The following is a 26445-nucleotide window of genomic DNA, read 5'->3' on the forward strand; positions in this document are numbered from 1 at the left end:
GAGAGCCCGCACCATGCCCCGAGTAGGACTCACCCCCGAGCAGGTCGTCGACCACGCGCTCGCCCTCATCGACGAGCAGGGCGCCGAGGCCCTCACCCTGGCCGCCGTCGCCGCCCGGGCCGGGGTCGCCACCCCGTCGCTGTACAAGCACGTCAGCGGCGGCCTCGCCGAACTGCGGCGGCTCATCGCCGTCCGGGTCACCGAGGAACTCGCCGACCGGCTCGCCGAGGCCGCCGTCGGCCGCAGCGGGGACGACGCCGTCGCCACCGTCCTGCGCGCCTACCACGCGTACGCCACCGAGTACCCGCACCGCTACAACGCGCTCCCCCAGGCCCCGCAGCCGGACGACGACCTCACCCGCGCGGCCGGACGGCTCGTCGGGGTGATCATCGCCGTCCTGCGGGAGTACGGCCTCGACGGCGCGGAGGCGATCCACGCCGCCCGCACCGTCCGCTCCGTCGCCCACGGCTTCGCCTCCCTCTCCATCGGCGGCGGCTTCCAGCTCGCCGAAGACCTGGCCACCACCCAGAGCCGCCTCATCACCCTCCTCACCACCGGCCTGCGCACCTGGCCCACCCCCTGAGACGCCGCCCGGCGCACCGGCCGCGGCACGACCCGCCCGGCCCCCCACGACGAACGAACGGCCGGCGCACCGGGTGAGGCGTGCGCGAGAAGTCGGACCGGCCGACTTCCCGTGCGGCGGGCAGGCAGCGGGCCTGGGGGCGGTGGGGGCGGACGGGTTAGTGTGGCCGGGCTGACTGGTGGTCATGACAGGGGACCGCCGACCCCTTGGCGGAGGTCCACGTGCCCGCACCGATAGCGAGGGCGCGGCGGTGGTACCTGCGGCTGCTGGACGGGAACGCCCGGGCCGCGCGGTACGCGCTGGGGGTGCTGCTCGGGGTGACCGCGGTGCTGAGCCTGCTGCCGATCGTGCTGCCGTACAGCTGGCCGCCGTCGGCGCTGGTGCTGCCGCTGGTGGTCGGCGGGCTGCTGTTGCGGCGCGGGCAGCTGCTGGTGCTGGTGTGCGCGGCGCTGGCCGGCGGGGTGCTGGGGGCGGTGGTGCGGGATCCGCTCGGGGTGCGGATCGGGGTGACGCTGGTACTGGCCGCGACCGCGGTGACGGTGCTGGCCGCGAACCGGTTCCGGCACCGGCTGGGTCTGCGCGGAACGCAGGGCGATTCGATGCTGCTGGAGCTGGCCGAGCACACCCGGACGCTGGCCCGGCTCCCGGAGCGGCTGCTCGACTGGCACTTCGACAGTGCGCTGGCGCCGGCCGGCGACACCTCGTTCTCGGGTGACTTCCTGCTGTGCGCGCACCGCCCCGAGGAGGATCTGCTGGAGCTGCTGCTGGTGGACGTGTCGGGCAAGGGCAGCCGGGCGGCGGCCCGCTCGACGCACCTGTCGGGCGCGTTCGCGATGCTGCTGGGGCGGGTGCCGCCGGAGGCGTTCCTGCCGGCGGCCAACGACCACCTGGTGCGGATGGGCTGGGAGGACGACTTCGCGACGGCGGTGCACCTCGCGCTGCGCCCGGCGACGGGCGACTACCTGCTGTTCAACGCCGGCCATCCGGCGCCCGCGCAGTTCCGCCGGGCGGACGGCGGCGGCTGGGCGCGGTCGGGGCACGGCGGCCCGGCGCTGGGGCTGGTGTCGGGCGCGCTGTATCCGGCGGTGTCGGGGCGGCTGCGGCGGGGCGATTCGCTGCTGCTGTTCAGTGACGGCCTGGTGGAGGTGCCGGGTCGGGATCTGGACGAGGGGGTGGGTCGGCTGCTGGCGGCGGCCGAGCCGGTGGTGCGGCCGTGGCGGACGCAGCAGCAGCTCACCCGGGGTGCGGCGGAGCGGCTGGTCCGAACGGTGGCGCGGGACGCGGCGGACGACCGGACGCTGGTCCTGGTACGCCGTCTGGGCCACCATTCACCCGCTTCAGCACCCGCTTGAGAAATAAGGTATGAAGAATTAAGTGCCCGTTCGGGCACCCAGAGGGCACCCACCCCCCGAGAGCGGAAAGGCCGGGTATCCGATGGACCTGAGCTCTCCGTGGGTTCCCCCCTCCGAGGACGAGAGCCGGACACAGCGCAGCAGTCCCACCGCCCGCAGCCCCATGCGCTGCGTGCGCTTACTGCTCGGCTGCACCAGCGCCGCCGAACTGCTCGGCACCGTCCTCGCCGAGGGGCCGGGGTGGATCACCGGCGAGGGTTCCGCGCTCTACCTGCTGGATTCCGCCGGGATGCTCCGGCTGACCGCCTCGCACGGGCTGCCGGACTGGGCCCACGAGCGCTACAGCATCGTCGATCCGGCCGGTGACCTCCCCGCCGCGATGGCCCTGCGGTTACGCCGCCCGTACCTGCTCAGCCCCGAGCACACCAGCGTGGACTACCCGAACAAGAACGCCGGCATGGGCACCGGCATGGTCGCCGTGATCGCCCTGCCGATGGTCGTCGACGAGCGGCCGGTCGGCGTCCTGGCCCTCGCGCTGGCCCACCGGGGCACCGTCCCCCGCCGCGACCTGGACGTCCTGGAGACCATCGGCGAGGCCTGCGCCCACCGGCTGTCCCACCTGCTCGACCACGCCGACGCCCGGATACCCCAGGATCCGGCCGGGGAGCCGCCGGACGGGGCCGGGAGCCTCCCCGCCGGGCTGGCCCACCCGATGCTGTCGCTCGCCGTCCGGGCGGCCGGGCACGGCGCCTTCGAGCGCGATCTGGTCACCGGCGAGAGCTACTGGGACGCCGCGGCGTTCCGGGTCACCGGGCAGCCCGCCACCGCCGACGGCTCCGCCCCGGAGCTGGACCGGATCGTCCACCCGGAGGACCTGCCGGACGTGCAGGCCGCGCTCGCCGAGTCGCTCACCACCGGCGGGTGGTACCGGATCGGGTACCGGGTGCTGCGCGGGGGCGGCAGGGTGGCGCGGATCGAGGAGACCGGCGAGGTGATGCTGGACGTCCACGGCCGGCCGGTCCGGGTCGCCGGGCTGCTCTCCGACCGGGACCAGGGCCGGCCCCAGGGCCAGGGCCAGGGCCAGGACCGGGACCGGGAACACCCCCGGGAGCAGGCCGAGGACCAGGCCACCCCGGGCGGGGCCCGGACGGCACTGCTGCTCGCGCTCACCCGGTCGCTGTCGCGGGCGGTGACCGTCCGGGACGTCACCACCGCCGTCACCGACGTCGCCCGCCCGGCGTTCGGCGCCGCCAGCATCGTCCTGGACCTGGTGGACGAGGGCCGGCTGCTGCCCGTCTCGCACACCGTGTACGGCGGGCCGAGGCGCACCGAGCTGACCCGGCTGGCGGACCTCTCCGAGAACGTGATGCAGCACGCGCTGACCCGTTCCGCCCCGCTGTTCAGCGAGCCCGACGCGGGCCGGGGCCGGCACGGCCCGCTCACCCCGGCCTCCTGGGCGGTGCTGCCGCTGGTCGCCTCCGGGCGGCAGGTGGGCTCCTGCCTGATCACCTTCTCCGCCGAGCGGGCGTTCGGCCGGGAGGACCGCACCCTGTACTCGGCCTTCGCCGGGATCCTGGCGCAGTCCCTGGAGCGGGCCCGGCTGTACGACACCCACCACCACCGCGCCACCGAGCTGCAGCGCGCGATGCTGCCGCGCACCCTGCCCCGGCTGCCCGGGATCGTCAGCGCCGCCCGCTACCTGCCGAGCACCGAGGGCATGCAGATCGGCGGCGACTGGTACGACCTGCTGAGGCTGCCGGACGGCCGGATCGGGTTGGTGATCGGCGACGTCCAGGGCCACAACGCGGAGGCGACGGCGGTGATGGGCCAGCTGCGCAGCGGCCTGCGGGCGTACGCGACGGACGGGCACGATCCGGCCGCCACGCTGGCCCGGACCAGCCGGCTGCTGACCGAGCTGGACACCGACCTCTTCGCGACCTGCCTCTTCCTGGCCCTGGACCCGGCCGACGGCGCGCTGACCGCGGCCCGGGCCGGGCATCCCGCGCCGGTGCGGATCGCGGACGGCAGGGCCGTCGAGCTCGACCTGCCGGGCGGGCCGCCGCTGGGCGTGGACCCGGGGCAGCCGTACCCGCTGACGGCCGGTCGGCTGGCGGTCGGCGAGACGCTGCTGGTGTACACCGACGGGCTGGTCGAGGACCGCGAGGAGGACTACGACGAGTCGGTGCAGCGGATGCTCGGCGGGCTGGAGCTGTGGGCCCGGCAGACCGGCCCGGCCCGGGCCGGCGCGGCGCCCGCGCTGGAGCGGCTGGCCGATCTGCTCACGCTGAACGTGACCGAGCGGCGGTCCCGGCCGGACGACGTGGCGCTGTTGCTCCTGCACCGGACGTCGCCCCTTCCGTAACACCGTGCGCACGTTCCCCACACATCCCAGGACGTGACTCGGCCATCGCCCGCCCGGCCCGGACGACGCACCGCAGGCGCCTCACCGGGGACGAACGTCCTCGGGCCGTCCGGATCGCGGTCGAACGGCGCCGGTTTGACGCCGTATTGACTGGATATTGACGAGATCCGGTCACTTGGCGAGATCCGTTCACACCTTCGTAGGATCATCACCCTAGAATTCGCGGCGTGACGATGACTCAGTGGTGCGCAACGGCAACCGGCGTACTCGCCGCCCTCGCCCTCGTGGCCACCGCCCGGTACCGCGCCGTGTCCGTCACCCAGCGCCGCCGCGCCGACCGGCTGCGGCGCGACCTCGCCCGGCTCCAGGAGCAGCTCGGCGCCGAACTCTCCCGCCGCGGCGCCGACCTGGCCGCCGTCCAGCAGGAGCAGGAACTCACCGCCTCCACCCAGCGGGCCTTCCTCAGCGTCGCCCGCCGCATCCTCGTCATGGCCCACGACCAGCAGGCCCTGCTCGACGAGATGGAACGCACCCACGACGACCCGGCGCTGCTGGAGGGCCTGCTCAAGGCCGACCACGCCGCCGCCCAACAGGCCAGGCTGGCCCAGACCCTGGCCGTGCTGTGCGGCGCGCGGGCCGGCCGCCACTGGCCCGAGCCGGTCTCGCTGGAGGACGTCGTGCGCGGCGCCCAGTCCCGCATCCTGCCGTTCCAGCGGGTGGTGGTCCGCAGCCGGATCGAGACCGCGGTGGTCGGCGCCGCCGCCGAGGCGCTGATCCACGCCGTCGCCGAGCTGCTGGACAACGCCACCCGCTACTCCCCGCCCAGCACCCAGGTGTTCGTCACCCTGATGCCGGTGCACAACGGAGCCGTCATCGAGATCGACGACGGTGGCGTCGGCATGCCGGAACAGGCCGTCGCCAAGGCCGCCGCCGCCCTCGCCGGCGGCACCAGCCTGGAGGTCTCCCGGCTCGGCGAGGTGCCGCAACTGGGCCTCGCCGCGGTCGGCCGGCTCGCCGAGCAGTACGGCTTCCGGGTCACCCTCAGCTCGGCGCCCTCGCCGTACGGCGGCGTCCGCGTCGTGGTGATGCTGCCGAACGCCCTGCTCACCGAACCGCTGCCGCCCACCGTCCCCGGCCTCGGACCGGACGACCGGGCGTTCAGCACCGACCTCCGGCCGACCGGACACCCCGCCGGACACCCCCTGGTGGAGACCCCGCCGGCCGGCCGACCCCCCGCGGCCGCCGACACCCCGCCGCCGCTGCCCCGCCGGAGCCACCGACGCGACCGCGCCGCCCGCCCCGCCCAGCACGCCTCTCCCGCGCCGCCGCCCGCCCCGCCGTACCGCTCGGCCCGGGACGCGCAGGCGTTCATGGCGATGTTCCAGGCCGGCACCGCCAGCGGCCGATCGGCCGCCCGGGCCCAGGCCCAGCACGACCCTTCCCTGCCCGCTTCCCCCCGACTTCCCCAGCGCTCCGGAGAGTTCCATGACCACCACCCCTGATCTCGGCTGGATGCTCGCCGACATCGTCAACGTCCCGCAGGTCCAGCACGCCGTCGTCGTCTCCAACGACGGCCTGGAGATCGGCCGCAGCGCGAACATCGCGCGCGAGGACGCCGAACGGCTCGCCGCCGCCTGCTCCGGACTCCAGTCGCTGGCCCGCGGCGTCGCGACCGGGTTCGGCGGGCCGGGCAGCGCCACCCGCCAGATCATCATCGAGTACGGCGGCGGCTACCTGTTCATCGTCGCCGCCGGGGCCGGCGCGCACCTGGCCGTGGTGACCAGCGACGCCGTGGACGCCGGCCTGGTCGCCTACCAGATGCAGGTCCTGGTCGAACGGATCGGCAGCCACCTCACCAGCCCGCCGCGGGTCGACCACGCGGCGGGGGGACACCGGTGAGCGGGCCGGTCCGGCCCTACGTCATCACCGGTGGCCGCAGCCGGTCCACCCGGGCCGAGCTGGCCATCGAGAGCCTGGTCAGCGCGTTACCCGAGCCGCCGGAGCTCCCCGACCACGCCCTGCTCAACCGCGAGCACCGGCGCATCCTCGCGCTCTGCCACAGCCTGCTGTCGATCGCCGAGGTGGCGGCCCACCTGGGGCTGCCGCTCGGCGTCGTCAAGGTGCTGGTCGGCGACCTCTGGGACCTCGGCGCCGTCCAGGTCCTCCCGCCCGTCCCGCAGGCCGAACGCCTGCCCGCAACCCTTCTGGAAGAGGTGCTCGTTGGCCTCCGCCAACTCCGCTGAAGCCCCCGGGGCCACCGCCGACCTGCCCGCCGAGCCGCGGTACCTGCCGTCCTCGGTCCAGGGCGCGGTGAAGATCCTGGTCACCGGCCCGTTCGGGGTCGGCAAGACCACGCTGGTCGGCTCCCTCAGCGAGATCACTCCGCTGCGCACCGAGGAGACGATGACCGCCGCCAGCAGCGGCATCGACGACCTCACCGGGCGCGGCGACAAGACCACCACCACGGTCGCGCTCGACTTCGGCCGGATCACGCTCAACCCGCGGCTCGCGCTGTACCTGTTCGGCACACCCGGGCAGCAGCGGTTCTGGCCGCTCTGGGACGACCTGTCGCGCGGCGCGCTCGGCGCCATCGCCATGGTCGACCTGCGCCGCCCGGACGAGAGCTTCGACGTGCTCGGCCGCCTGGAGGAGCAGCGCATCCCGTTCGCCGTGGCGGTCAACACCTTCTCGGACACGCCGAGTTACCCCGAGGAGGAGCTGCGCTCCGCCCTCGACCTGCTGCCGGAGGTACCGATCCTGCACTGCGACGCCCGCGACCGGCGGCAGTCCTACGACCTGCTGATCGACTTCGTCGACCACCTGCACCGCAGCTCGATCCTGGAGCTCCAGGGATGACCGCGCCCGAACCCGGCACCGCCTCCCCCGGCTGCCCGTTCCCGCACGGCGGCAGCCTGCCCACCGGCGTCCCGCTGACCCCGCTGTACGGCCCCGCCGTCGCCGAGGACCCGCACGGCCTGTACGCCCGGCTGCGCCGGCGCTACGGCCCGGTCGCACCGATCGAGCTGGAGCCCGGGGTCGAGGCCTGGCTCGTTCTCGGCTACGCCGAACTGCTCGAACTCACCCGCAACGAGGCGCTGTTCTCCAAGGACTCGCGCCGCTGGCGGGTGCCCGCCGAGGGCCGGCTGGCCCCCGACTCCCGGCTGCTGCCGATGACCTCCTGGCGGCCCACCCTGCTCAACCTGGACGGCGCCGAGCACCAGCGGCTGCGCTCCGCCGTCTCGGACACCCTCTCCCAGATCGACCACCGCCAGCTGCGCGAGACCACCGAGGCCTGCGCCAACGACCTCATCGACAGCTGGGGCCCGGACGGCACCGCCGACCTGATCGCCCAGTACGCCCGCGCGCTGCCGCTGCTGGTCTTCACCCAGCTGGTCGGCCTGCCCCGCGAGGCCGGGCCCCACCTGGTCGAGCTGATCAGCCACTTCGTGGACAGCGGCCCCAAGTCGGTGCGCGCCAACGCCGAGTTCCAGGCGATCCTGGTCGACCTGGTCCGGCGCCGCCGGACCGCCCCCAGCGCCGACCTCACCTCCTGGCTGCTCGCCCACCCGGCCGCGCTCACCGACGAGGAGGCCGTGCACCACCTGGTGGTGATGCTGGTCGCGGGCAACGAGACCAGCATCAACTGGACCGGCAACACGCTGCGGCTGCTGCTCACCGACCGCCGGTTCCGGGCCACCCTCACCGGCGGGCGGCTCACCGTCTCCGACGCGCTGGAGGAGGTGCTCTGGCGCGACCCGCCGACGCAGAACTTCCCCGGCCGCTGGGCCACCGGCGACACCGTCCTCGGCGGCCAGTACATCAGCGCCGGCGACATGCTCGTCCTCGGCCTGGCCGCGGCCAACGCCGACCCGGCCGCCCAGGGCGTCGCCTCCGCCGCCCAGGGCTCGCTCGGCGGCAACCGGGCCCACCTCGCCTGGGGCGCCGGACGGCACGTCTGCCCGGCCCAGCACCCGGCCCGGATCATCGTCGAGACCGCCGTCGAGACCCTGCTGCACCGCCTGCCCGATCTCCAGCTCGCCGTCCCCGCCGGCGACCTGGGATGGCGCCCGTCCCCGTGGTCACGGGCCCTGCTCGGCCTGCCGGTGCTGTACAGCGCCTTCACCCCGCCCCGCCCGCAAGCCCCCGAGAGGCCCGCATGGACACCGCCGTCGACACCCGACCCGAGCCCGTCAGACTCGACCCCTTCGGACGCGACCAGCACCAGGAGAACGCACGCCTCCGGGCGGCCGGCCCCGCGGTCCTGGTGGAGCTCCCTGGCGGGGTGGTGGTCTGGGCGATAACCCACCACGACACCCTCCAGGCGCTGCTCGCCGACCACCGGGTGGGCAAGAACGCCCAGCTGTGGACGACCTTCCGGGAGGGCCGGCTGCCCCAGGGCTGGCCGCTGCTCAACTTCGTCACCGTGCCCGGCATGGTCACCGCCGACGGCGACGACCACCGGCGGCTGCGCGGCCTGGTCAGCCAGGCCTTCACCCCGCGCCGAATAGCCGACCTGGCGCCCGCGATCGAGGCCCGCACCGTCTCGCTGCTCGACCGGGTCGCCGAGCTGGACGGCGCGTTCGACCTGCGCGAGCACTTCGCCTACCCGCTGCCGATGCAGGTGATCGGAGAACTGCTCGGCCTGGCGCTGGACGAGCAGGACAGGCTGCACGAGCTCTCCGACACCCTGGTCTCCAGCTCGGCCACCCCGGCGGCGGCCGCCGCCGCGCAGCAGGCCCTGTACGCGCTGCTGGGCTCCGTGGTGGCGGCCAAGCGGGCCGCGCCCGGCGACGACCTCACCACCGACCTGATCGCCGCCCGCGAGGCCGGCGACCGGCTCAGCGAGGCCGAACTGGTCGGCACCCTGCTGCTGATGCTGGTCGCCGGGCACGAGACCACGCTCAACCTGATCACCAACGCCGTCCGGGCCCTGCTCGCCCACCCCGACCAGCTGCGGCTGGTGCTCTCCGGCGAGCAGCCGTGGTCGGCGGTCGTCGAGGAGACGCTGCGCTACGACTCGCCGGTCGGCCAGTTCCCGCTGCGCTACGCGACCGAGGACATCGAGGTCGGTGACGTGGTGATCCGGCGCGGCGAGGCGCTGCTGGCCTCCTACGCGGCGGCCGGCCGCGACGCCGGGCACCATCCGGACGCCGACCGCTTCGACGTCACCCGGCGGCCCAACCGGCACCTGTCGCTCGGTCACGGCCCGCACTTCTGCCTCGGCTCCGGGCTGGCCCGGCTGGAGGCCGAGACCGCACTGCGGCACCTGTTCGAGCGGTTCCCCGGGCTGGCCCTCGCCGAGGGCGACGCGCCGGAGCCGATCGGCTCCTTCATCAGCAACAGCGTGCGAACCCTGCGAGTGACGGTCTGAGCCGTCCGGTTACCTGAAGGCGGCCCGGGTCGTTCGGCAGTGCATGAAGAAACTCGCCACCCTGGCCGCCCTCACCATGGCGGGCCTCGCGCTCGCCGCCCCGGCGGCGTCCGCCACCACCCAGACCGCGAGTTCCCCGGACGCCACCGGGGGCCTCACCGACGGTCTCAACCTCTCCCCGGCCGACCTCGCCATCCACGCCGCCGGCAAGCTGCCGGTGGTCGGCCACGCCGCCCAGGAGGTGGAGGCCGTCGGCACCAACCAGATGACCCACCCGGGGCTCAGCGGTCAGATCGGCTGACCCGGATCGGCCGACCACGCCCGCCGGGCACCGCCCCGGTTGCCGCCACCCCCCGTCGGCGGCAGCCGGGGCTTCGCCGTACCCGGGCCCGCCCGGGTACGGCGACCAGCCGCGCCGCCCGGCCCGGCGCCGTCCAGCCCGCGCCGCCGGGCCCGCTCAGCGCCGGACGGACCGCGAGGAGCCCGCTCAGAAGAGGCCGTTCAGCTCCTGGTAGGTCAGCCCGCCCTCCAGCGCGGTGTAGGTGCCGCTCGCGTACACCTCCGCGGCGGCCCGGCGCACCGCCGCGTACGCCACCTCGGCCAGCCCGGGGCCCAGGCTCACCCGGGCCACGCCCAGCTTCGCCAGCTCCGGGACGGACGGCGCGCCCGGACCCGCCAGCACGTTCAGCGGCACCGGGACGGCCGCGGCCAGCGCGGCGATCGTCTCCTCGTCCGCGACACCGGGCACGAACACGCCGTCCGCACCCGCCTCGACGTAGGCCCGCAGCCGGCGCACCGCGTCGTCCAGCCGGCCCTCCGGCGCGCCGATCCCGTGCAGGAACACGTCGGTGCGGGCGTTGACGTAGGCGGGCACGCCCGCCGCGTCCGCCGCCGCCCGCGCCGCCGCGATCCGCTCGGCGGCCTCGGCCGCCGGCCGGCCCTCGTCCTCCAGGTTGACGCCGACCGCGCCGGTGGCCAGCAGCGCGGCGACGGACTCGCCGACGCCGGCGGCGGTCCGCGCGAAGCCGCCCTCCAGGTCGGCGGTGACCGGCAGGTCCACCGCGCGGACCACCTGCGCCGTCCGGACGAGGACCTCTTCGAGGTCGGCGCCGCCGCCGTCCCGGCTGCCGAGCGACCAGGAGACGCTCGCACTGGCCGTCGCCACCGCCCGCGCTCCGGCGGCGGCGACCAGGCGGGCGCTCGCCGCGTCCCACACGTTGGCGAGCACCAGCGGCTCGCCCGGCCGGTGCAGCTCCCGGAGCAACCGGGCCTTCTCCCGCTGGACGACCTTCGTGTCCGCCATGTCCGCCATGCCTGCCATGCCCCCGGGCCTCACTTGGCGGCCGGGCTGAGCCGGGAGGCCACCCCGATCCGGTTCCAGGCGTTGATGGTGACGATCAGCGCGATCAGCTGGGCCAGCTCGGTCTCGTCGAACTGGGCGGCGGCCTCGGCGTAGACCGCGTCCGGGACGTGTCCCTGGGTCAGCAGGGTGACCGACTCGGTGAGGGCCAGCGCGGCCCGCTCCCGGGCGGTGAACCAGGGGGTCTCGCGCCAGGCCGGGAGGGAGAGCAGCCGGTGGTCCTGCTCGCCGCCCTTCAGGGCGTCGGTGCTGTGCATGTCGATGCAGAAGGCGCAGCCGTTGATCATCGAGGCGTGCACCTTGACCAGCTCGGCGAGCGTGTGGTCGATGCCCTTCCGGGAGGCGCGGTCCACCGCGATCATGGCCTGGTAGAAGTCGGGGGCCAGGGTGTGCAGCGCGAGGCGCTGGGCGGGGGCCGGGACGGGCGCTTCGGTCGGCTGGTGCTCGTTCGTCGTCATGACCGCCAGCCTAGGGACCTGGTGGACCCGTTTCCTGGTGCATTTGAACCACAGAATCCTGGGCCACTTCGCGTGCGCCCGGCCGTGCGGCGAGTGTGGCACGGCGGCGGCCGAAAAGGGAGGGCCCGGGCGGCGCCTCCGGGCGCGGACGCGCACTCCCGGCGCGCGAACGGGAGTGCGAGGATCGACCGCGGGGGCGCCACCACGACGAGTGCCCCCGCCGGGCGAGGTCAGGGGGCCGCGATCGTGTGTACGGCGTTCGTCAGCATCGAACCGGGGGCGGCCGTGCCGGTGCTGCTCCTCTCCGTCCGGGACGAGTACCTCGGGCGCGACTGGCTGCCGCCGGACCACCACTGGCCGGACCGGCCGGCCCTGGTCGGCGGACTCGACCTCGCCGCCGGCGGCACCTGGCTGGCCGTCGACCCCGGGCGGCGGACCGCCGCCTGCCTGCTGAACGGCTTCGGGCCGCTCGCCCCCGCCGACACCCGGCTCTCCCGTGGCGAACTGCCGCTCACCGCCGTCCGGGAGGGCGGGATCGGCCACCTCGACCTCACCCCGTACGACCCGTTCCACCTCGTCCTGGTCCGGCCCGACGGCGCCCGGGTCGCCAGCTGGGGCGGTGGCCGGCTGGAGGAGCGCGAACTGCCGGTCGGCCTCAGCGTGGTGCTCAACGACGGGCTGGAGGGCATGGCCGCCAACCGGACCGCCTCCGAGCGGATCCGCGCGCTGATGGCCGCCCGCGCCGACCGCTTCCGGGCCCGCCTCGCCGCCGCGCCCCGGCCGGAGCCGACCGGTGACGGTCCCGCCGAGCGGGCCTGGGGCGACTGGCTGCCGATCGTCGCGGGCGACGGCCTGCCGCTGGACGACGACGCGGCGCTGATCCAGCGGCGGGACTTCGGCGACGGGCGGATCTGGGGGTCCTCCTCGATCTCGCTGCTCGCGCTCGGGCCGGACGGGCCGCGCTACGACTTCGCCTCCGCGCCGGTGCCCGCCGGCGGCGGGGCGTGGCGGCGGGTGCCGCTCGGCGGAGGCGGGTCGGCGGCGCGGTCCGGCGGCTGATCGGCTGCCGACCGGCGGCCGACCGGCGGCCGACCGACAGCGGTGGCGCCCAGACGTCCGCTCGATGAACTTCTGGCGGCGGGGCTGCCGGGCGTCTACATGCCCGTAGTAGCTTCGCGGGGCTCCCCCGGATCCAGACCCCCGAGCGAAGGTGCGCGATGTCCACCCTGACCTACCCGGAAGCGATAGGCGTCGGCCTGCTGCAGGGTGTGACGGAACTGTTCCCGGTCTCCAGCCTGGGCCACAGCATCCTGCTCCCCGCCCTGATCGGCGGGAAGATCCAGCGGGACCTCGACATGACCGCCGAGGGCTCCTCCTACCTCGCCGTCCTGGTCGGCCTGCACCTGGCCACCGCGTTCGCGCTGGTGGTGTTCTTCCGCAAGGACTGGGTCCGGGTGATCGGCGGCTTCCTCAGCTCGATCCGCCGCCGCCGGGTCGAGAGCCGGGACGAGAAGCTCGCCTGGCTGCTGATCATCTCCACCATCCCGGTCGGGGTGGCGGGACTCGCCCTGGAGAAGGCGCTGCGCAACGCGCTCGGCAAGCCCGTCCCGGCCGCCGTCTTCCTGGCCCTCAACGGGCTGGTGCTGCTCGGCGCCGAACGGCTCAAGCGCGGCGGCACCGGCCGCCGTCGGGCCGGGCACGCCGCCCCGCCGGCCGAGGAACCGGGCCTCGACCCGGCGATCGCCTCCGACCACCGGCTGGCCCGGCTCAGCTTCGTCCAGGGCGCCTGGATCGGCGCCGCCCAGATCCTCGCGCTCTTCCCGGGCATCAGCCGCTCCGGTGTCACCATGAGCGCCGGCATCCTGCGCGGCCTGCACCACGAGGACGCCGCCCGCTTCTCCTTCCTGCTCGCGACCCCGGTCATCCTGGCCGCCTCCGTGCTGAAGGTGCCGGAGCTGTTCAAGCCGGAGAACTCCGCCGTCCTCGGCCCGGTCGTCGCCGGCAGCATCGCCGCCTTCGTCGCCGGCTACGTCTCGGTGCGCTTCCTCACCAAGTACTTCGAGACCCGCAGCCTGACGCCGTTCGCGCTCTACTGCTTCCTCGCCGGCGTCGGCAGCGCGGTCTACCTGTCGGTCTGATCCGCCCTCACCCCGGGTCGAGGGTGCCGGGCCGCGCGATAATCGGGCCCGTGAGCAGCTCCTGGACCTCCTTCGGCGGCGACCTGCACCTGGACCTCACCGAGCGGCGCGCCGCCGGGGCCGGGCTGCGAGCCGCCCTGGAGGACGCGCTGCGCGAGGCCGTCCAGGACGGGCGGCTCGGGCCCGGCACCCGGCTGCCGTCCTCGCGGGCCCTCGGCGAGGACCTCGGGGTCGCCCGGAACACCGTGGTCGAGGCGTACGGGCAGCTCACCGCGGAGGGCTGGCTCACCTCCCGGCAGGGCTCCGGCACCACCGTCGCCCGGCGGGCCGCGCCCGGCCGGAGCCGGCGGGCGGCCCGGCCGGCGTCGGGTCGGCGGGCCGTCCGGCACGACCTGATGGCCGGGCGGCCCGACCTCTCGCTCTTCCCCCGCACCGCCTGGCTCGCCGCCGCCCGCCGGGCCCTCGCCACCGCGCCGCACGAGGCCTTCGGCTACGGCGGCCCGTTCGGCCGGATCGAGCTGCGGCGGGCGCTCACCGACTACCTGGCGCGGGTCCGCGGCGTCCGCACCGACCCCGACCACCTGCTGATCTGCACCGGTGTCTCCCAGGGCCTGGGCCTGCTCTGCGCCGCCCTGCGGGAGCGCGGGGACCGCGCCCTCGCGGTCGAGGAGTACGGGCTGCCGCCGCAGCACGCCGTCGCCCGGGCGGCGGGGCTGACCACCGTCCCGGTGCCGCTGGACGGGGCGGGCGCCCGGGTCGAGCGGCTCGACGGCCGGTGCGGGGCCGTCCTGCTCACCCCCGCGCACCAGTTCCCCACCGGTGCGCCGCTGGCCGCCGACCGGCGGGCCGCCGCCGTGCGCTGGGCGCGCGAGCGGGACGGGTACGTCGTCGAGGACGACTACGACGGGGAGTTCCGCTACGACCGGCAGCCGGTCGGCGCGATGCAGGCGCTCGACCCGGAGCGGGTGGTGTACGCCGGGACGGCCGCCAAGAGCCTCGCGCCGGGCCTGCGGCTGGCCTGGCTGGCCCTGCCGGACGCGCTGGTCGAGCCGGTGGCCCGGTTGAAGACGCTGGCCGACACGATGTCCCCGGTGCTCGACCAGTTGACCCTCGCCGAGCTGATCACCTCCGGGACGTACGACCGGCACGTCCGCCGCTGCCGGCTGCACTACCGGCGCCGGCGGGACCGGCTGGTCGCCGCGCTCGCCGAGCACGCCCCGCGCGTGCGGGTCACCGGGATCGCCGCCGGGCTGCACGCCGTTCTCCAGCTGCCGCCCGGTTCGGCGTCCGAGGTGGAGCTGCTGGCCCGGGCCGAGGCCGCCGGTCTGGCCCTCGAAGGGCTGTCCTGGCACCTCGCCGACCGGTCGGCCGCCGACCCGGACGCCGCCTCCGCTCTGGTGATCGGCTACGCGTCCCCGCCCGAGCACGCCTTCCCGGCGGCGCTGGACGCCCTCTGCGAGCTGCTGCGCGAGCGGTGAGGGCCGCGACCGCCCCGGTGGACTACTTGTTGCGGTTGCCCAGTTCGAACAGCAGCATGATGAAGCCGGCGAAGGCGTGGATGCCGGCGGTGTAGATCACCAGGCGGACCGCGACCCGGCGGTTGGCCGAGATGCCGGCGTCGACGGTCACCGGGGCGGGGGTCGGAGCGGCCGGGGCGGTGGCCGCGGCGGCCTGGTCGGGGATGGTGGGATCGGCCATGAGGGATCTCCTCCAAGGGTTCTGACGTCGGGTCAGTGGGTTGCTGCGGGGCCGCCGAGACAGAGTTCGCCGCCGGGGCTCTGCAGCAGGGTGTGGACGAAGAGCAGTTCGACGCCGTCCGGTGCGTCGGCGGCGATGCAGTGCGGGGTGAGCGAGTCGAAGTGGGCGGAGTCGCCGACGTCGAGGCGGTGGACCCGGTCTCCGAGGGTCAGCTTGAGCCGGCCCTGCAGGACGTACAGCCACTCCTCGCCGGGGTGGACCCGGACCACCGTGTCCTGCACGCCCGGGGGCACGTGGACGCGCAGCGCCTGCATGGCCCGGCCGGGGGCGCCGGCCCTGCGATAGCCCCAGCCGCCGGCGCGGCCGGGTTCGATGACGCCCCCGCGCACGACCGGGTCGGGTTCGGCCATGGTCTCGCCGAGCAGGCCGGAGACGGAGGTGCCGTAGGCGCGGGCGAGGCCGAGCAGGACGGGGAGGGAGGGCTGGCGGCGGCCGGTCTCCAGCCGGGACAGATAGGCTGGGGAGAGCCCGACCCGGGCGGAGGCCACTTCGAGGGTCAGGCGGCTGCTGAGCCGGTGTTCCCGGAGGCGGGCGGCGAGGCCGGCCACTTCCTGGTCGTCGAGCCGGTCTCCCGGGGCGGCGTCCCCGGTCGGGCTGGTGGTCATGTGACCAGTGGACACCCGCCGTGCCCCTCGGGCAAGAATTTTGCCTCAGAGGCAAGAAGCCCCGGAGTCCCCCTTCTCGGCTACGGCCGCGGGATGTTGCGCAGGTTGCTGCGGGCCAGGTCGATCATGCGCCCGACCCCGCCGGAGAGCACCGTCCGCCCGGCCGCCAGCGCGAAGCCCTTCAGCTGGGCGGCCGTGATGTACGGCGGGATGGACAGCGCGTTGGGGTCGGTGACCACGTCCACCAGGGCGGGGCCGGGCCGTTCCAGCGCCTCCGCCAGCACCTCCCGCACCCTCGCCGGCTCGGTGACCCGCTTGGCCGGGATGCCCATCGCCCGCGCGATCCCCGCGTAGTCGACGTCCCCGTTGTCGATCTCGTACTCCGGGTAGCCCGAGACCAGCATCTCCAGCTTGATCATGCCGAGTGCCCCGTTGTTGAAGACGACGGTCTTCACCGGCAGCCGGTGCTTGGCCACCGTCAGCAGTTCGCCGAGCAGCATGCCGATCCCGCCGTCGCCGGCCATCGCGATCACCTGCCGCCCGGGGCAGGCCAGTTGGGCGCCGATGGCGTGCGGCAGGGCGTTGGCCATCGAGCCGTGCAGGAAGGAGCCGATCACCCGGCGGCGGCCGTTCGGCTGGAGGTAGCGGGCGGCCCAGACGTTGTTCATGCCGGTGTCCACGGTGAACACCGCGTCGTCGGCGGCCACCTCGTCGAGCACCGAGGCGACGTACTCGGGGTGGATCGGCAGGTGCTTCTCGATGTCCCGGGTGTAGGCACCGACCACGTCCTCCAGCGAGCGGCAGTGCTTGCGCAGCATCTCGTCGAGGAAGGCGCGGTCGCGCTTGGCGTCCAGCAGCGGCAGGACGGCCCGCAGGGTGGCGGCGACATCGCCGTGAACGGCCAGTTCGAGCGCGGTGCGGCGGCCCAGCCGGGTGGCGTCGTGGTCGACCTGGACGGTGCGCGCCTGCGGCAGGAAGGAGTCGTACGGGAAGTCGGTGCCGAGCAGCAGTACCAGGTCGGCGGAGTGCAGCGCCTCGTGGCAGGCGCCGTAGCCGAGCAGGCCGCTCATGCCGACGTCGTACGGGTTGTCGTACTGGATCCACTCCTTGCCGCGCAGCGAGTGCCCGACCGGCGCGTTCAGGGCCCGGGCCGCCTCCATCACCTCGCCGTGCGCCCCGCGCACCCCCGCGCCGCAGAACAGGGCGACCTTGCGGGCCCCGTTGAGCAGCCGGGCCAGCTCCTGCACCTGGGACCACGGCGGCGCGGCGACGGCCTGCTCGGTGAGGAAGTGGCTGGTCCCGGTGGGCCCGGCGGCGGGGAGCGCGGCGACGTCCCCGGGGAAGGCCAGCACCGAGACGCCGTGCGAGCCGAGCGCGTGCTGGATGGCGATCCGCATCAGCCGGGGCAGCTGGGCGGGGGTGGAGAGCATCTCGCACCAGGTGCTGCAGTCGGTGAACACCCGCTCGGGGTGGGTCTCCTGGAAGAAGCCGGTGCCGATCTGCCCGGACGGGATGTGCGAGGCGAGCGCCAGCACCGGCAGGCCGCTGCGCTGGGCGTCGTACAGGCCCTGGACGAGGTGGGTGTTGCCGGGCCCGCAGGAGCCGGCGCAGACCGCGAGCCGGCCGCTGAGCTCGGCCTCGGCGGCCGCCGCGAAGGCGCCCGCCTCCTCGTTGCGCACGTGCACCCAGCCGATGCCGTCGGTGCGCCGGATCGCGTCCACGACCGGGTTGAGGCTGTCCCCGACCACGCCGTAGACCCGCTCGACCCCGGCCTGCCGGAGCACCTCCACCATCTGTTCGGCCACGCTCGCCACGGGTGCTCTCCAATCACCGGCCGCCGGCTGCCACAGGACACCTGCACCCTCCGGCGGCCGGGCCCGCCCCGCACCCGGAGCGGGCCCGAACAGGTGAACGACGGGTCGGCGCGGCTACTCCGCCGCCAGGTGGTCCTGCTGCCCGAGCTTGCCGCTGACCAGGCCCGCCTGCGCCTGCCGCCGGGCGGGCTCGCGGCCGGGCGGCTGGCCGCACCGCTCCTGGGCCGGCGGCGCGGTGGTCGGCAGGGTGACCGGCTCCCCGGCCTTCACCTGCACCGGCTCGCCGTCGTGCCACAGGTGCAGCACCTCGCCGCGGCGCAGCGTGTACGTCGTCCCCTCGTGGGTGATCTGGACGCCCAGCAGCTGCCCGCGGACCATCAGCGAGAACCCGAGCCTCATCAGCCCGCCCGGCAGCCGGGGCCGGAAGGACAGCGAACCGCTGTGGTCGCGCAGCCCCCCGAAGCCCGCCACCAGGGCGATGCAGGCGCCCGCGAGCGAGGCCATGTGCAGGCCGTCGCGGGTGTTGCCGCCGAGGTCGTGCAGGTCCATCAGCGCCGCCTCGGCCGTGTAGTCGTACGCGAGGTCGAGCTGGCCGACCTCGGCGGCGATCACCGCCTGGGTGCACGCGGAGAGCGAGGAGTCGCGGACGGTGAGCCGCTCGTAGTAGGCGAAGTTGCGGGCCTTCTGCTCGTCGGTGAACGCGTCGCCGCGGACCTGCATGGCGAGCACCAGGTCGGCCTGCTTGACCACCTGCTTGCGGTACAGGTCGAAGTACGGGTAGTGCAGCAGCAGCGGGTACTTCTCGGGCGGGGTGTGCTCGAAGTCCCAGACCTGGTGGTGGGTGAAGCCGTCGGCCTGCGGGTGCACGCCGAGGTCCTCGTCGTACGGGATGTACATCGCGGACGCGGCGTCCCGCCAGGCGGCGGTCTCCTCGGTGTCGACGCCGAGTTCGGCGGCCTCGTGCGGGTGGCGGGCGGCGGCCTCGGCGGCGGCGCGCAGGTTCGTCTGCGCCATCAGGTTGGTGAACACGTTGTTGTCGGCGACGGCGCTGTACTCGTCCGGGCCGGTGACGCCCTCGATGCGGAACTTCCCCGAGACGTCGTGGTGGCCGAGCGAGCGCCACATCCGGGCGGTCTCCACGAGCAGTTCGAGCCCGTACGCGCGCTCGAACTCGGCGTCCCCGGTGGCCCGGACGTAGCGGGCGACGGCGGCGGCGATGTCGGCGCCGATGTGGAAGGCGGCGGTACCGGCCGGCCAGTACCCGGAGCACTCCTCACCGCGGATGGTCCGCCAGGGGAACACCGCTCCGGCCAGGCCGAGTTGGGCCGCCCGTTCGCGGGCCAGCGGCAGCGTGGTGTGCCGCCAGCGCAGAGCCTGGTTGACGGCCCCGGGCAGGCAGTAGGTGAGCACCGGCAGGACGAAGGTCTCGGTGTCCCAGAAGCTGTGCCCGTCGTAGCCGGGGCCGGTCAACCCCTTGGCGGGGATGGCCCGCTCCTCGCTGCGGGCGCCGGCCTGGAGGACGTGGAAGACGGCGAACCGGACGGCCTGCTGGAGTTCGACGTCGCCTTCGATCTCGACGTCGCTGGTCTCCCAGAACTCCTTGAGGTAGGCGGCCTGTTCGGCGACCAGACCGTCCCAGCCGGTGTACCGGGCGGCGGTCAGCGCGGCCTCCACCTGGTCCCGGACGGCGGGCAGCGAGCGCGTCCCCGACCAGCCGTAGGCCATCAACTTGACCAGCCGCAGCCGCTGTCCGGGCCGGAGCACGGTGGTGACGCTGATCCGGCAGTGGTCGGCCTCGGCCTCGGCGACGGTTTCGAGCTCCTCCGGGCCCTCGATCACGTGGTCCATCCCGGCGGCGACCCGGATCGCGCTGTAGCGGGTGCGGTGCACCAGGACGGCCTTGGTGTCGCTCGCGTGGTGCACCTCGGGCTGCAGCGGCGCCTCCAGGACGGCGGAGGCCCGCGGATCGCCCGCGGCGCCGCCGGGCAGCTGCTCGTTGGCGACCAGCTCGGACTGGAGCACGATCCGCACCGGCCCGTCCACCGCCTCGACGCTGTACTCGACCGCGGCGATCGCGCGCTGGGTGAGCGAGACCAGCCGGGAGGAGCGCACCCGGATGGTCCGGCCGGCCGGGGAGGTCCACTCGGCCTCGCGGTGCAGCATCCCCTCCCGGAAGTCCAACCAGCGCTTGTGGCGGATGAGTTCGCCGTAGCGCAGGTCGAAGGGCTCATCGTCGACCAGCAGCCGGATGATCTTGCCGTTGGTCACGTTGATGACGCTCTGGCTGGACTCCGGGTAGCCGTAGCCGCCCTCGCCGTACGGCAGCGGGCGGAGCTCGAAGACACCGTTCAGATAGGTGCCGGGGAGGCCGTGCGGCTCGCCCTCGTCCAGGTTGGCGCGCAGGCCGATGTGGCCGTTGGAGAGCGCGAACAGCGACTCGGCGCGGGCCATCGCGGTCAGGTCCAGGCCCTGCTCGGCCATCAGCCAGGGGTCGACGGAGAAGTTGTCCAGGCCACTCATGCGACTGCCTCGCTCCGCTCACTCATGCCTGCTCCTCCAGCAGTTCGGCGAGGTCGTCGACGACCACGGTCGCGCCGTCCCGGCGCAGTTCGGCGGCCTGCCCGGTGCGGTTGACCCCGACCACGGCCCCGAAGCCGCCCGCCCGGCCGGAGGCCACCCCGGCGAGCGCGTCCTCGAAGACGGCGGCGTGCGCGGGCTCGACGCCGAGCGTGCGGGCGGCGTACAGGTAGGTGTCGGGGGCGGGTTTGCCGGGCAGACCCTCGCGCTGGGCGACGACGCCGTCCACGATCACGTCGAACAGCCCCTCGATGCCCGCCGCCCGCAGCACGTCCCGGCAGTTGGCGCTGGAGGACACCACGGCGCTGGGCAGCCCGAGCGCGCGCAGCCGGTGCACGTACGCGACCGAGCCGTCGTACGGCTGGACGCCCTGCTCGCGGATCAACCGCAGGACGGTGTCGTTCTTGGCCCGGCTGATCCCGTGCACGGTAGGGGTGTTGGGCGGATCGGCGTCGGTGCCCTCGGGCAGGTCGACGCCCCGGCTGCGCAGGAACGCCCGGGTGCCGTCCAGTCTCGGGCGGCCGTCCACGTAGGTGTCGTAGTCGGTGACGGCGTCGAAGGGGACGAACTGCCCGCCGGTGCGGGCGGCTTCGGCGCGCAGGAAGGAGTCGAAGGTGTCCTTCCAGGCCGCGGCGTGCACTTTGGCGGTCTGGGTGAGGACCCCGTCGAGGTCGAAGAGGAAAGCGCGGATGTCGTCCGGTAGCCCCAGCATGGGTGCAGTCTTACCCGGGAACGCGGGGAAGCCGCCCATTTCCCGGCGGCGCGTCGCGGGAAGGGCGGCTTCCGGTTGCCCGGATGCTCGTGGGCGGCCAGGTGGGCTCGTGGGTGCCCGGCGCCGTTTCGGCGGGGGTGCCCGGCGCTGTTACGGCGAGTCGGGCATCTGCGCCTCGGCGGCCTCCGCCACCGCGAACACCGCGCCCTGCGGGTCCTGGACGACCGCCATCCGGCCGGACTGCATGTCGAACGGCGGCTGGATCACCGAGCCGCCCGCCTTGACCAGGGCGTCCACGGTGGAGTCGGTGTCGTCCACCGAGAAGTAGGCCATCCAGTGCGAGGGCGTGCCCGCCCCCAGGTACTTGGGGATCGGCTGCATGCCGCCCACCGTACGGTCGCCGGCGTTGAGCGAGAAGTACCCCTCCATGCCCTGGATGGTCGCCGGGCGCAGCCCGAGTGCCGGGAGGTAGAAGCGGCCGGCCGCGTCGGTGTCGGCGGTGTTGAGCTCGTTCCAGACCAGTGCGCCGGGCTCGTTGACCACGCCCGCGCCGATGAAGTCCATCGCCTGCCAGACGCCGAACACCGCGCCGGTCGGGTCGGCGGCGACCAGCATCCGGCCGATCACGCCGACGTCCATCGCCGGGTAGAGGATCGTGCCGCCGTGCTCGGCGATGGCGGCCCCGCTCACGTCGGCGTCGTCCGAGGCCAGGTAGGTGGTCCAGGCGACGGGCGGCAGCGGCTGGCCCTCGGGCGCGGACCGCGCCATGATCCCGGCGACCGGTCGGTCGTTGAGCATGCACACGGCGTAGCCGCCGAACTCGGCCGGGCCGACCTCGCCCTGCCAGCCGAACAGGTCGCGGTAGAAGTCGAGCGCGGCCTGCTGGTCGCTCGCCATCAGGTCGATCCAGCACGGGGTGCCGGGCTTGTACGGAGCGGTGACTACGGGCATTGCTGGGCCTCCCGAAGGCAGTGGTCGCCGGCGTGGTCGTCGGGGCGGGCGGGTCCCGGCCGCCCGGTGCCGGGCTGCCGGTGCCGGCCGTCAGCGCGGACGGCGGGTACACCGCCCACCATCGGCCCGGCGCCGCGATCCCGCCACCGGACGGCGCCCTGGCGGGCGATCGGACGGGCCCGGGCCCGTTCGGCCGCCGGCGGGCCGTTCACGCGGTGTCGTGCCGCTCACGCCGCCGTGGAGGCCGTTCACGCGGTGTCGTGCCGCTGGGCCGTGACGAAGTACGGCTGCACCTTGCCGCTCTGCGCGTAGTCCTTGAGCCGGACCAGCAGTTCGGCCCAGGTGCCGGCGACCAGCGGGACGCCGTCCTCGCTGCCCGGCTGCCAGCCGCCGTGCCGGAACAGCAACCGGGTGCGGCCGGGCTCGTCGGGCTGGTCGGCGAGGTCCCAGCTGATCCAGGTGCCGGCCCAGTGCGGCGGGAAGGCCCCGGCGTTGGCCCACACCACCCGATCCAGGTCGGCCCGCTCGCGGCGGAGCCGGAACGGCTCGGGGACGCCGGGGAAGTCGAACAGCAGGACGTCGCCCTCCCGGTCCACCCCGGTGGTCCACCAGCTGGTCAGCCCGCCGTGCGTGTTGAGCGCGGCGAGGACGACGGCCCGGGGTGCGGCGATGTCGAACTGGAGGGCGATCTCGGGCATGGGGTCCGCCTTTCGGTGCGCGCCCCCCTTGTCCAGCCTGCCGGGGTCCGGTGCGCCGGGGTCCCGTCCATCAGGTCGCCCGTCCATCAGGTCGCCCGCGGGCCGGGTGCCTCCCCGGTTTCTCCGGCCACCATGGCACGACCCCCGGGCCCGCGCGCCCTGGACGGCGCCGGCCCGGGGGTCGCCCCCTACCGCTCGGGTGCGGTCAGCCGCCGCTGCCGTAGGTGGTGTTCGCGCAGATGTCGTCGTCCGCCGAGCGGGCGTCGTTGGTGACGGTGGTGGGCAGCGGCGCCGGGGACGCCGGGGTGCCGTTCGCGGCCGCGCCGCCCGTCCCGGTGGCCTGGCCGGTGGTCCCGCCGCCGTTGGCCGCGGAGAAGTCCTTACCGACGATCAGGGTCACGCCCGCCGAGTTGCCGGCCTCGACGCTGGCGCCCGGGAACAGCGCGGCGACCTTGTCGGCGTTCGCCTTCTGCCCGGAGCCGTACTCGATCATGGTGGTCTTGTACTTGGTGCTCGCCGCCTGGCCCGCCGTGGTGGCGGCGAACTTGGCGGCCTTCAGCTGCGCGGTCGCCTTGCCGGCCAGGCCGTTCTCGGTCGTCCCGTTGTAGACCGCCACCTTGATCGACGAGTTGCCGGCGTCCGCGACCGGCGCGGCGGGCGCGCTGGTCGCGGCCGACTGCGACGCGGCCGGTGCGCTCGGGCTGGCGGCGGCGTCCGGCTGCTGGCCGGTGGCGTTCTGCCCGTCGATGGTCTGGTCGGCCTTGAGGGTCTCCCAGAGCTTGTTGGCGTCCGGCTGGACCAGGTCGAGGTCCTTGTCCTGGGTGCGGTAACGCCAGGGCGCCGTCACGAACTTGAGGTCGTGCATGTCGATGTTCTTGAGCGACAGCCCGAAGGAGAGCAGCTTGTCCGCGGAGGCCAGCCCCGGGTCGACCACCAGCGACTTGGTCGCGGCGTCGGCCAGCGGCAGCAGGTTGGTGGGGCTCAGCCCGTCCTTCTTGACCTTGCTCGCGAGCGAGCTGAGGAAGGCCTGCTGGCGCTTCATCCGGCCGATGTCGGAGCCGTCGCCGATGCCGTGCCGCAGACGCACGTAGTCCAGCGCCTGCTGGCCCTGCACGGTCTGCTTGCCCTGTGGCAGGACGAGGTCGCCCTTCTTGTGCAGGTTGGGGTTGACGTCGCCCTCGTAGATGGGCTTCGGCAGGCAGACGTCGACGCCGTTCACGGCCTTGGTCATCGCGGAGAAGCCGTTGAAGTCGACCACGATGGTGTGGTCGACCCGGATCCCGGTGAGCTTCTCGACGGTGTTCTGGGCGCAGGCCGGGTTGCCGCCGTCGCTGCCGCCGACCGAGAAGGCCGCGTTGAACAGGTCGCTGGACGACCCCTTGGTCCACTTGCCGTTGGGCAGCTTGCAGGGCGGGATCGGGACCTTCGCGTTGCGCGGGATCGAGATGCCCACGGCGTGCTTGTGGTCGGCGTAGACGTGCAGCAGGATCGTGGTGTCCGAACGGGCGCCGCCGTCCTCGCCGCCGCCGAGGTCCGAGTTGTTGCCGCCGCGGCTGTCCGAACCGATCAGCAGCACGTTGACCGGCTTGTTGCCGTCCGCGTCGGCCTGCGCCTCCGGCGGGCGGTCGGTCGCTATCGCGTCGCCGTCGAAGGACTTGATGTTGGCGTTCAGCTTGAAGTAGATCGCCCCGCCGGCGCCCGCGATCAGCACCAGCACGCCGGCCGCCGACCAGGCGACGATCTTCTTCACGTTCTTCTTGGGCTTGCGGCTGTTGCGCGCCGCCGCCCGGCCGCCCGCCGCCTCCGGCCGGCCGCCGTCCTTGCCCGCGTCCCGACCGCCGTCCTTGCCCGCGTCCTTGCCGCCGTCCTTGCCGCCGCGGCCGCCGCCCTTGCCCTGCGCGGCGCGCCGGGCCTCCGCCCGGCCCCCGGTACGCGGCGTAGGCACGGACCCATCGCTCCCCGTCGTGAGCGCGCCGGGTGCGTTCTCGCCCCGAGCCGGGCCCTCGCCCCACTGACCTGACATGCGCGTACCTTTCACCGACGGAAGCGACGCCCCGGACGATCTGGCGCACCGCACACAGGGAGACGGTCGGAGCCGTTCCCAGGTTGCACATACGAACATCGATACAAACCGATGAACGTGGCTTCCGATCATATTTAGGCCCGACGCGATCACCGACCTCCGGTCCACCACCAACCCCGGCCACCACGACGCAAGCTCGCCACAGAACGCCCGAAACCAGCCGATTACGACGTGACCTACGCCACCTCTCCCCGCCCCTGCGGCACCATCAGGCACCACGCGCCGCACGTCCGCAGCCACCCGGGACGGTCCGGGGGATACCCTCACCCCGCCCCAGGGGGATGCCCCCGTTTCTCAAGGCCCGTTCGCTAGACCAGACTCAGCACCATGACCACCGACACCGCGGGGACGCCGACCGCGAAAACCCGGCCGCAGCCGCCCGCCGGACCACCGGACACCGCCCCGCCCGGAACCGGCGGGAGCGACTTCGCCCAACTGAGCCGCCGGATCACCGCCGAGGGCCTGCTCGACCGACGCCCGGTCTACTACACCGTCCGCGCGGGCCTCGTCCTCGCCGCGTTCCTCGGCGGCTGGTGGGCCATGTTCGCCCTCGGCGACACCTGGCTCCAACTCGGACTGGCCGCCGCCATGTCCATCGTCTTCGCCCAACTGGGATTAATGGCACATGACCTGGCCCACCGTCAGGTGTTCACCGGACGCCGCGCCGGCGAGATCGGCGGCCGCATCGTCGCCAACCTCCTGATGGGCATGAGCTACGGCTGGTGGATGAACAAGCACACCCGCCACCACGCCAACCCCAACCACGAGGAACGGGACCCGGACGTCTCCCCCGACCTCGTCGTCTGGTCCCAGGACCAGGCCAGGAAGGCCAGCGGAATCGCCCGCTTCATCGGCCGCCGCCAGGCGTTCCTCTTCTTCCCGCTGCTCCTGCTCGAAGGCCTCAACCTCAGCTACAACAGCTTCCGCGCGCTGCGCAGCCCGATCATGAAGCGCCCGTACCTGGAGGGCTTCCTGCTGGTCGCCCACTTCGCCGCCTACCTCGGGCTGGTCTTCGCCGCCCTCCCGGTCGGCAAGGCCTTCGCCTTCCTCGCCGTCCACCAGGCCCTGCTCGGCGTCTACTTGGGCTGCGTCTTCGCCCCCAACCACAAGGGCATGCTGATGGTGACGCCCGGCATGCGGCTCGACTTCCTCCGCCGCCAGGTCCTCACCTCCCGCAACGTCCGCGGCGGCTACTTCATCGACGCCCTGATGGGCGGCCTCAACTACCAGGTCGAGCACCACCTCTTCCCCAGCATGCCCACCCCGGCCCTGCGCCGCGCCGCCGTCCTCACCCGCGACTTCTGCGCCGAGAAGGAGATCACCTACTACGAGACCGGCCTCTTCCGCTCGTACCGCGAGATCCTCACCCACCTCCACCAGACCGGCGCCCCGATCCGCGCCGCGGCCTGATCCGCCCCGCAACCCGCACCGCACCGCGGCACCCCGGCTACTCGACCAGCCGGGGTGCCGCAGTGCTTTCACCGCCGGCGGACATGCAAAAGGCCAGGTCAGAGGGCGTCTGACCTGGCCTCATTTCGGTGGGCCACCAGGGGCTCGAACCCTGAACCTACGGATTAAAAGTCCGCAGCTCTGCCAATTGAGCTAGTGGCCCGCGGCCCTCGT

General features: G+C 74.2%; 24 protein-coding genes and 1 tRNA gene. 14 read left to right on the forward strand and 11 right to left on the reverse strand.

Features of this window, described 5'->3' with window-relative positions:
• The first annotated feature begins 13 nt into the window (after positions 1–13).
• The 10 genes from ABT015_RS19280 (at position 14) to ABT015_RS19325 (ending at position 9969) form a co-directional block, all read left to right on the forward strand.
• Positions 14–583: a TetR/AcrR family transcriptional regulator gene (locus tag ABT015_RS19280; protein ID WP_350880526.1), complete on the forward strand. Its 570-nt coding sequence runs from the start codon at positions 14–16 to the stop codon at positions 581–583.
• 221 nt (positions 584–804) lie between these two features.
• Positions 805–1935 (forward strand): PP2C family protein-serine/threonine phosphatase, encoded by a 1131-nt coding sequence (locus ABT015_RS19285; RefSeq protein ID WP_350880528.1) that lies wholly within the window; start codon positions 805–807, stop codon positions 1933–1935.
• A gap of 172 nt (positions 1936–2107) precedes the next feature.
• Positions 2108–4297 carry a SpoIIE family protein phosphatase gene (locus ABT015_RS19290; protein WP_350880530.1) on the forward strand — a complete coding sequence of 730 codons (2190 nt, stop codon included), beginning with the start codon at positions 2108–2110 and terminating at the stop codon, positions 4295–4297.
• A gap of 233 nt (positions 4298–4530) precedes the next feature.
• Positions 4531–5799, forward strand: coding sequence for a sensor histidine kinase (locus ABT015_RS19295; protein ID WP_350880717.1), 1269 nt, complete (start codon positions 4531–4533; stop codon positions 5797–5799).
• Positions 5783–6196: a roadblock/LC7 domain-containing protein gene (locus ABT015_RS19300; protein WP_063348307.1), complete on the forward strand. Its 414-nt coding sequence runs from the start codon at positions 5783–5785 to the stop codon at positions 6194–6196. The genes ABT015_RS19295 and ABT015_RS19300 overlap by 17 nt, the downstream gene beginning before the upstream one ends.
• Entirely contained in the window at positions 6193–6540 is a 348-nt protein-coding gene (locus tag ABT015_RS19305) for a DUF742 domain-containing protein (protein WP_350880532.1), read from the forward strand. Before ABT015_RS19300 ends, ABT015_RS19305 begins: the two co-directional genes overlap by 4 nt.
• Positions 6518–7153, forward strand: a complete 636-nt coding sequence (locus tag ABT015_RS19310; protein WP_402453656.1) for a GTP-binding protein — start codon at positions 6518–6520, stop codon at positions 7151–7153. The genes ABT015_RS19305 and ABT015_RS19310 overlap by 23 nt, the downstream gene beginning before the upstream one ends.
• Positions 7150–8598 carry a cytochrome P450 gene (locus ABT015_RS19315; protein ID WP_350880534.1) on the forward strand — a complete coding sequence of 483 codons (1449 nt, stop codon included), beginning with the start codon at positions 7150–7152 and terminating at the stop codon, positions 8596–8598. The genes ABT015_RS19310 and ABT015_RS19315 overlap by 4 nt, the downstream gene beginning before the upstream one ends.
• Positions 8562–9668 carry a cytochrome P450 family protein gene (locus tag ABT015_RS19320; RefSeq protein WP_350880536.1) on the forward strand — a complete coding sequence of 369 codons (1107 nt, stop codon included), beginning with the start codon at positions 8562–8564 and terminating at the stop codon, positions 9666–9668. Before ABT015_RS19315 ends, ABT015_RS19320 begins: the two co-directional genes overlap by 37 nt.
• Positions 9669–9711: 43 nt before the next feature.
• On the forward strand, positions 9712–9969 hold the full coding sequence (locus ABT015_RS19325) for a hypothetical protein (RefSeq protein ID WP_350880538.1): 258 nt from the start codon (positions 9712–9714) through the stop codon (positions 9967–9969).
• Between the two features lie 186 nt (positions 9970–10155).
• Here the strand turns inward: ABT015_RS19325 and ABT015_RS19330 are convergent, their stop codons facing one another.
• Together ABT015_RS19330 and ABT015_RS19335 are read right to left on the reverse strand one after the other, a co-directional pair.
• On the reverse strand, positions 10156–10971 hold the full coding sequence (locus ABT015_RS19330) for an isocitrate lyase/PEP mutase family protein (protein ID WP_350880540.1): 816 nt from the start codon (positions 10969–10971) through the stop codon (positions 10156–10158).
• 29 nt (positions 10972–11000) lie between these two features.
• Positions 11001–11486 carry a carboxymuconolactone decarboxylase family protein gene (locus ABT015_RS19335; RefSeq protein WP_350880542.1) on the reverse strand — a complete coding sequence of 162 codons (486 nt, stop codon included), beginning with the start codon at positions 11484–11486 and terminating at the stop codon, positions 11001–11003.
• 246 nt (positions 11487–11732) lie between these two features.
• Here ABT015_RS19335 and ABT015_RS19340 point away from each other — a divergent pair, with 246 nt between their 5' ends.
• The 3 genes from ABT015_RS19340 (at position 11733) to pdxR (ending at position 15102) form a co-directional block, all read left to right on the forward strand.
• Positions 11733–12545, forward strand: coding sequence for an NRDE family protein (locus tag ABT015_RS19340; RefSeq protein ID WP_350880544.1), 813 nt, complete (start codon positions 11733–11735; stop codon positions 12543–12545).
• A gap of 158 nt (positions 12546–12703) precedes the next feature.
• Positions 12704–13624, forward strand: a complete 921-nt coding sequence (locus ABT015_RS19345; RefSeq protein ID WP_350880546.1) for an undecaprenyl-diphosphate phosphatase — start codon at positions 12704–12706, stop codon at positions 13622–13624.
• Between the two features lie 50 nt (positions 13625–13674).
• Complete coding sequence (gene pdxR / locus ABT015_RS19350; protein ID WP_350880548.1) at positions 13675–15102, forward strand: MocR-like pyridoxine biosynthesis transcription factor PdxR; 1428 nt, start codon at positions 13675–13677, stop codon at positions 15100–15102.
• Positions 15103–15124: 22 nt separating this feature from the next.
• On the opposite strand, the gene ABT015_RS19355 is transcribed toward pdxR, so the two are convergent.
• The 8 genes from ABT015_RS19355 to ABT015_RS19390 all read right to left on the reverse strand — a co-directional run bounded on the left by ABT015_RS19355 (position 15125) and on the right by ABT015_RS19390 (position 24684).
• Complete coding sequence (locus tag ABT015_RS19355) at positions 15125–15322, reverse strand: DUF6126 family protein (RefSeq protein WP_350880550.1); 198 nt, start codon at positions 15320–15322, stop codon at positions 15125–15127.
• A gap of 32 nt (positions 15323–15354) precedes the next feature.
• The gene (locus ABT015_RS19360; RefSeq protein ID WP_350880552.1) at positions 15355–15987 is read right to left on the reverse strand and encodes a helix-turn-helix domain-containing protein; all 633 of its coding nucleotides are present in this window, start codon (positions 15985–15987) and stop codon (positions 15355–15357) included.
• 80 nt (positions 15988–16067) lie between these two features.
• Complete coding sequence (locus ABT015_RS19365) at positions 16068–17801, reverse strand: pyruvate dehydrogenase (RefSeq protein ID WP_350880554.1); 1734 nt, start codon at positions 17799–17801, stop codon at positions 16068–16070.
• A gap of 114 nt (positions 17802–17915) precedes the next feature.
• Positions 17916–20321, reverse strand: a complete 2406-nt coding sequence (locus ABT015_RS19370; RefSeq protein WP_350880556.1) for a glycoside hydrolase family 65 protein — start codon at positions 20319–20321, stop codon at positions 17916–17918.
• A gap of 22 nt (positions 20322–20343) precedes the next feature.
• Positions 20344–21090 (reverse strand): HAD family hydrolase, encoded by a 747-nt coding sequence (locus ABT015_RS19375; protein WP_350880558.1) that lies wholly within the window; start codon positions 21088–21090, stop codon positions 20344–20346.
• Between the two features lie 150 nt (positions 21091–21240).
• The gene (locus tag ABT015_RS19380; RefSeq protein ID WP_350880560.1) at positions 21241–22041 is read right to left on the reverse strand and encodes a VOC family protein; all 801 of its coding nucleotides are present in this window, start codon (positions 22039–22041) and stop codon (positions 21241–21243) included.
• A 248-nt stretch (positions 22042–22289) separates the two neighbouring features.
• The gene (locus ABT015_RS19385) at positions 22290–22739 is read right to left on the reverse strand and encodes an SRPBCC family protein (protein ID WP_350880562.1); all 450 of its coding nucleotides are present in this window, start codon (positions 22737–22739) and stop codon (positions 22290–22292) included.
• A 205-nt stretch (positions 22740–22944) separates the two neighbouring features.
• Positions 22945–24684, reverse strand: coding sequence for an LCP family protein (locus ABT015_RS19390; RefSeq protein ID WP_350880564.1), 1740 nt, complete (start codon positions 24682–24684; stop codon positions 22945–22947).
• A gap of 465 nt (positions 24685–25149) precedes the next feature.
• On the opposite strand from ABT015_RS19390, the gene ABT015_RS19395 reads away from it, so the two are divergent.
• Positions 25150–26232, forward strand: coding sequence for a fatty acid desaturase family protein (locus ABT015_RS19395; protein WP_350880566.1), 1083 nt, complete (start codon positions 25150–25152; stop codon positions 26230–26232).
• 129 nt (positions 26233–26361) lie between these two features.
• Here ABT015_RS19395 and ABT015_RS19400 read toward each other — a convergent pair.
• Positions 26362–26434, reverse strand: a tRNA-Lys gene (locus ABT015_RS19400).
• Positions 26435–26445 lie beyond the last annotated feature (11 nt).

Source organism: Kitasatospora sp. NPDC094016 (assembly GCF_040304045.1).
GTDB lineage: Bacteria > Actinomycetota > Actinomycetes > Streptomycetales > Streptomycetaceae > Kitasatospora.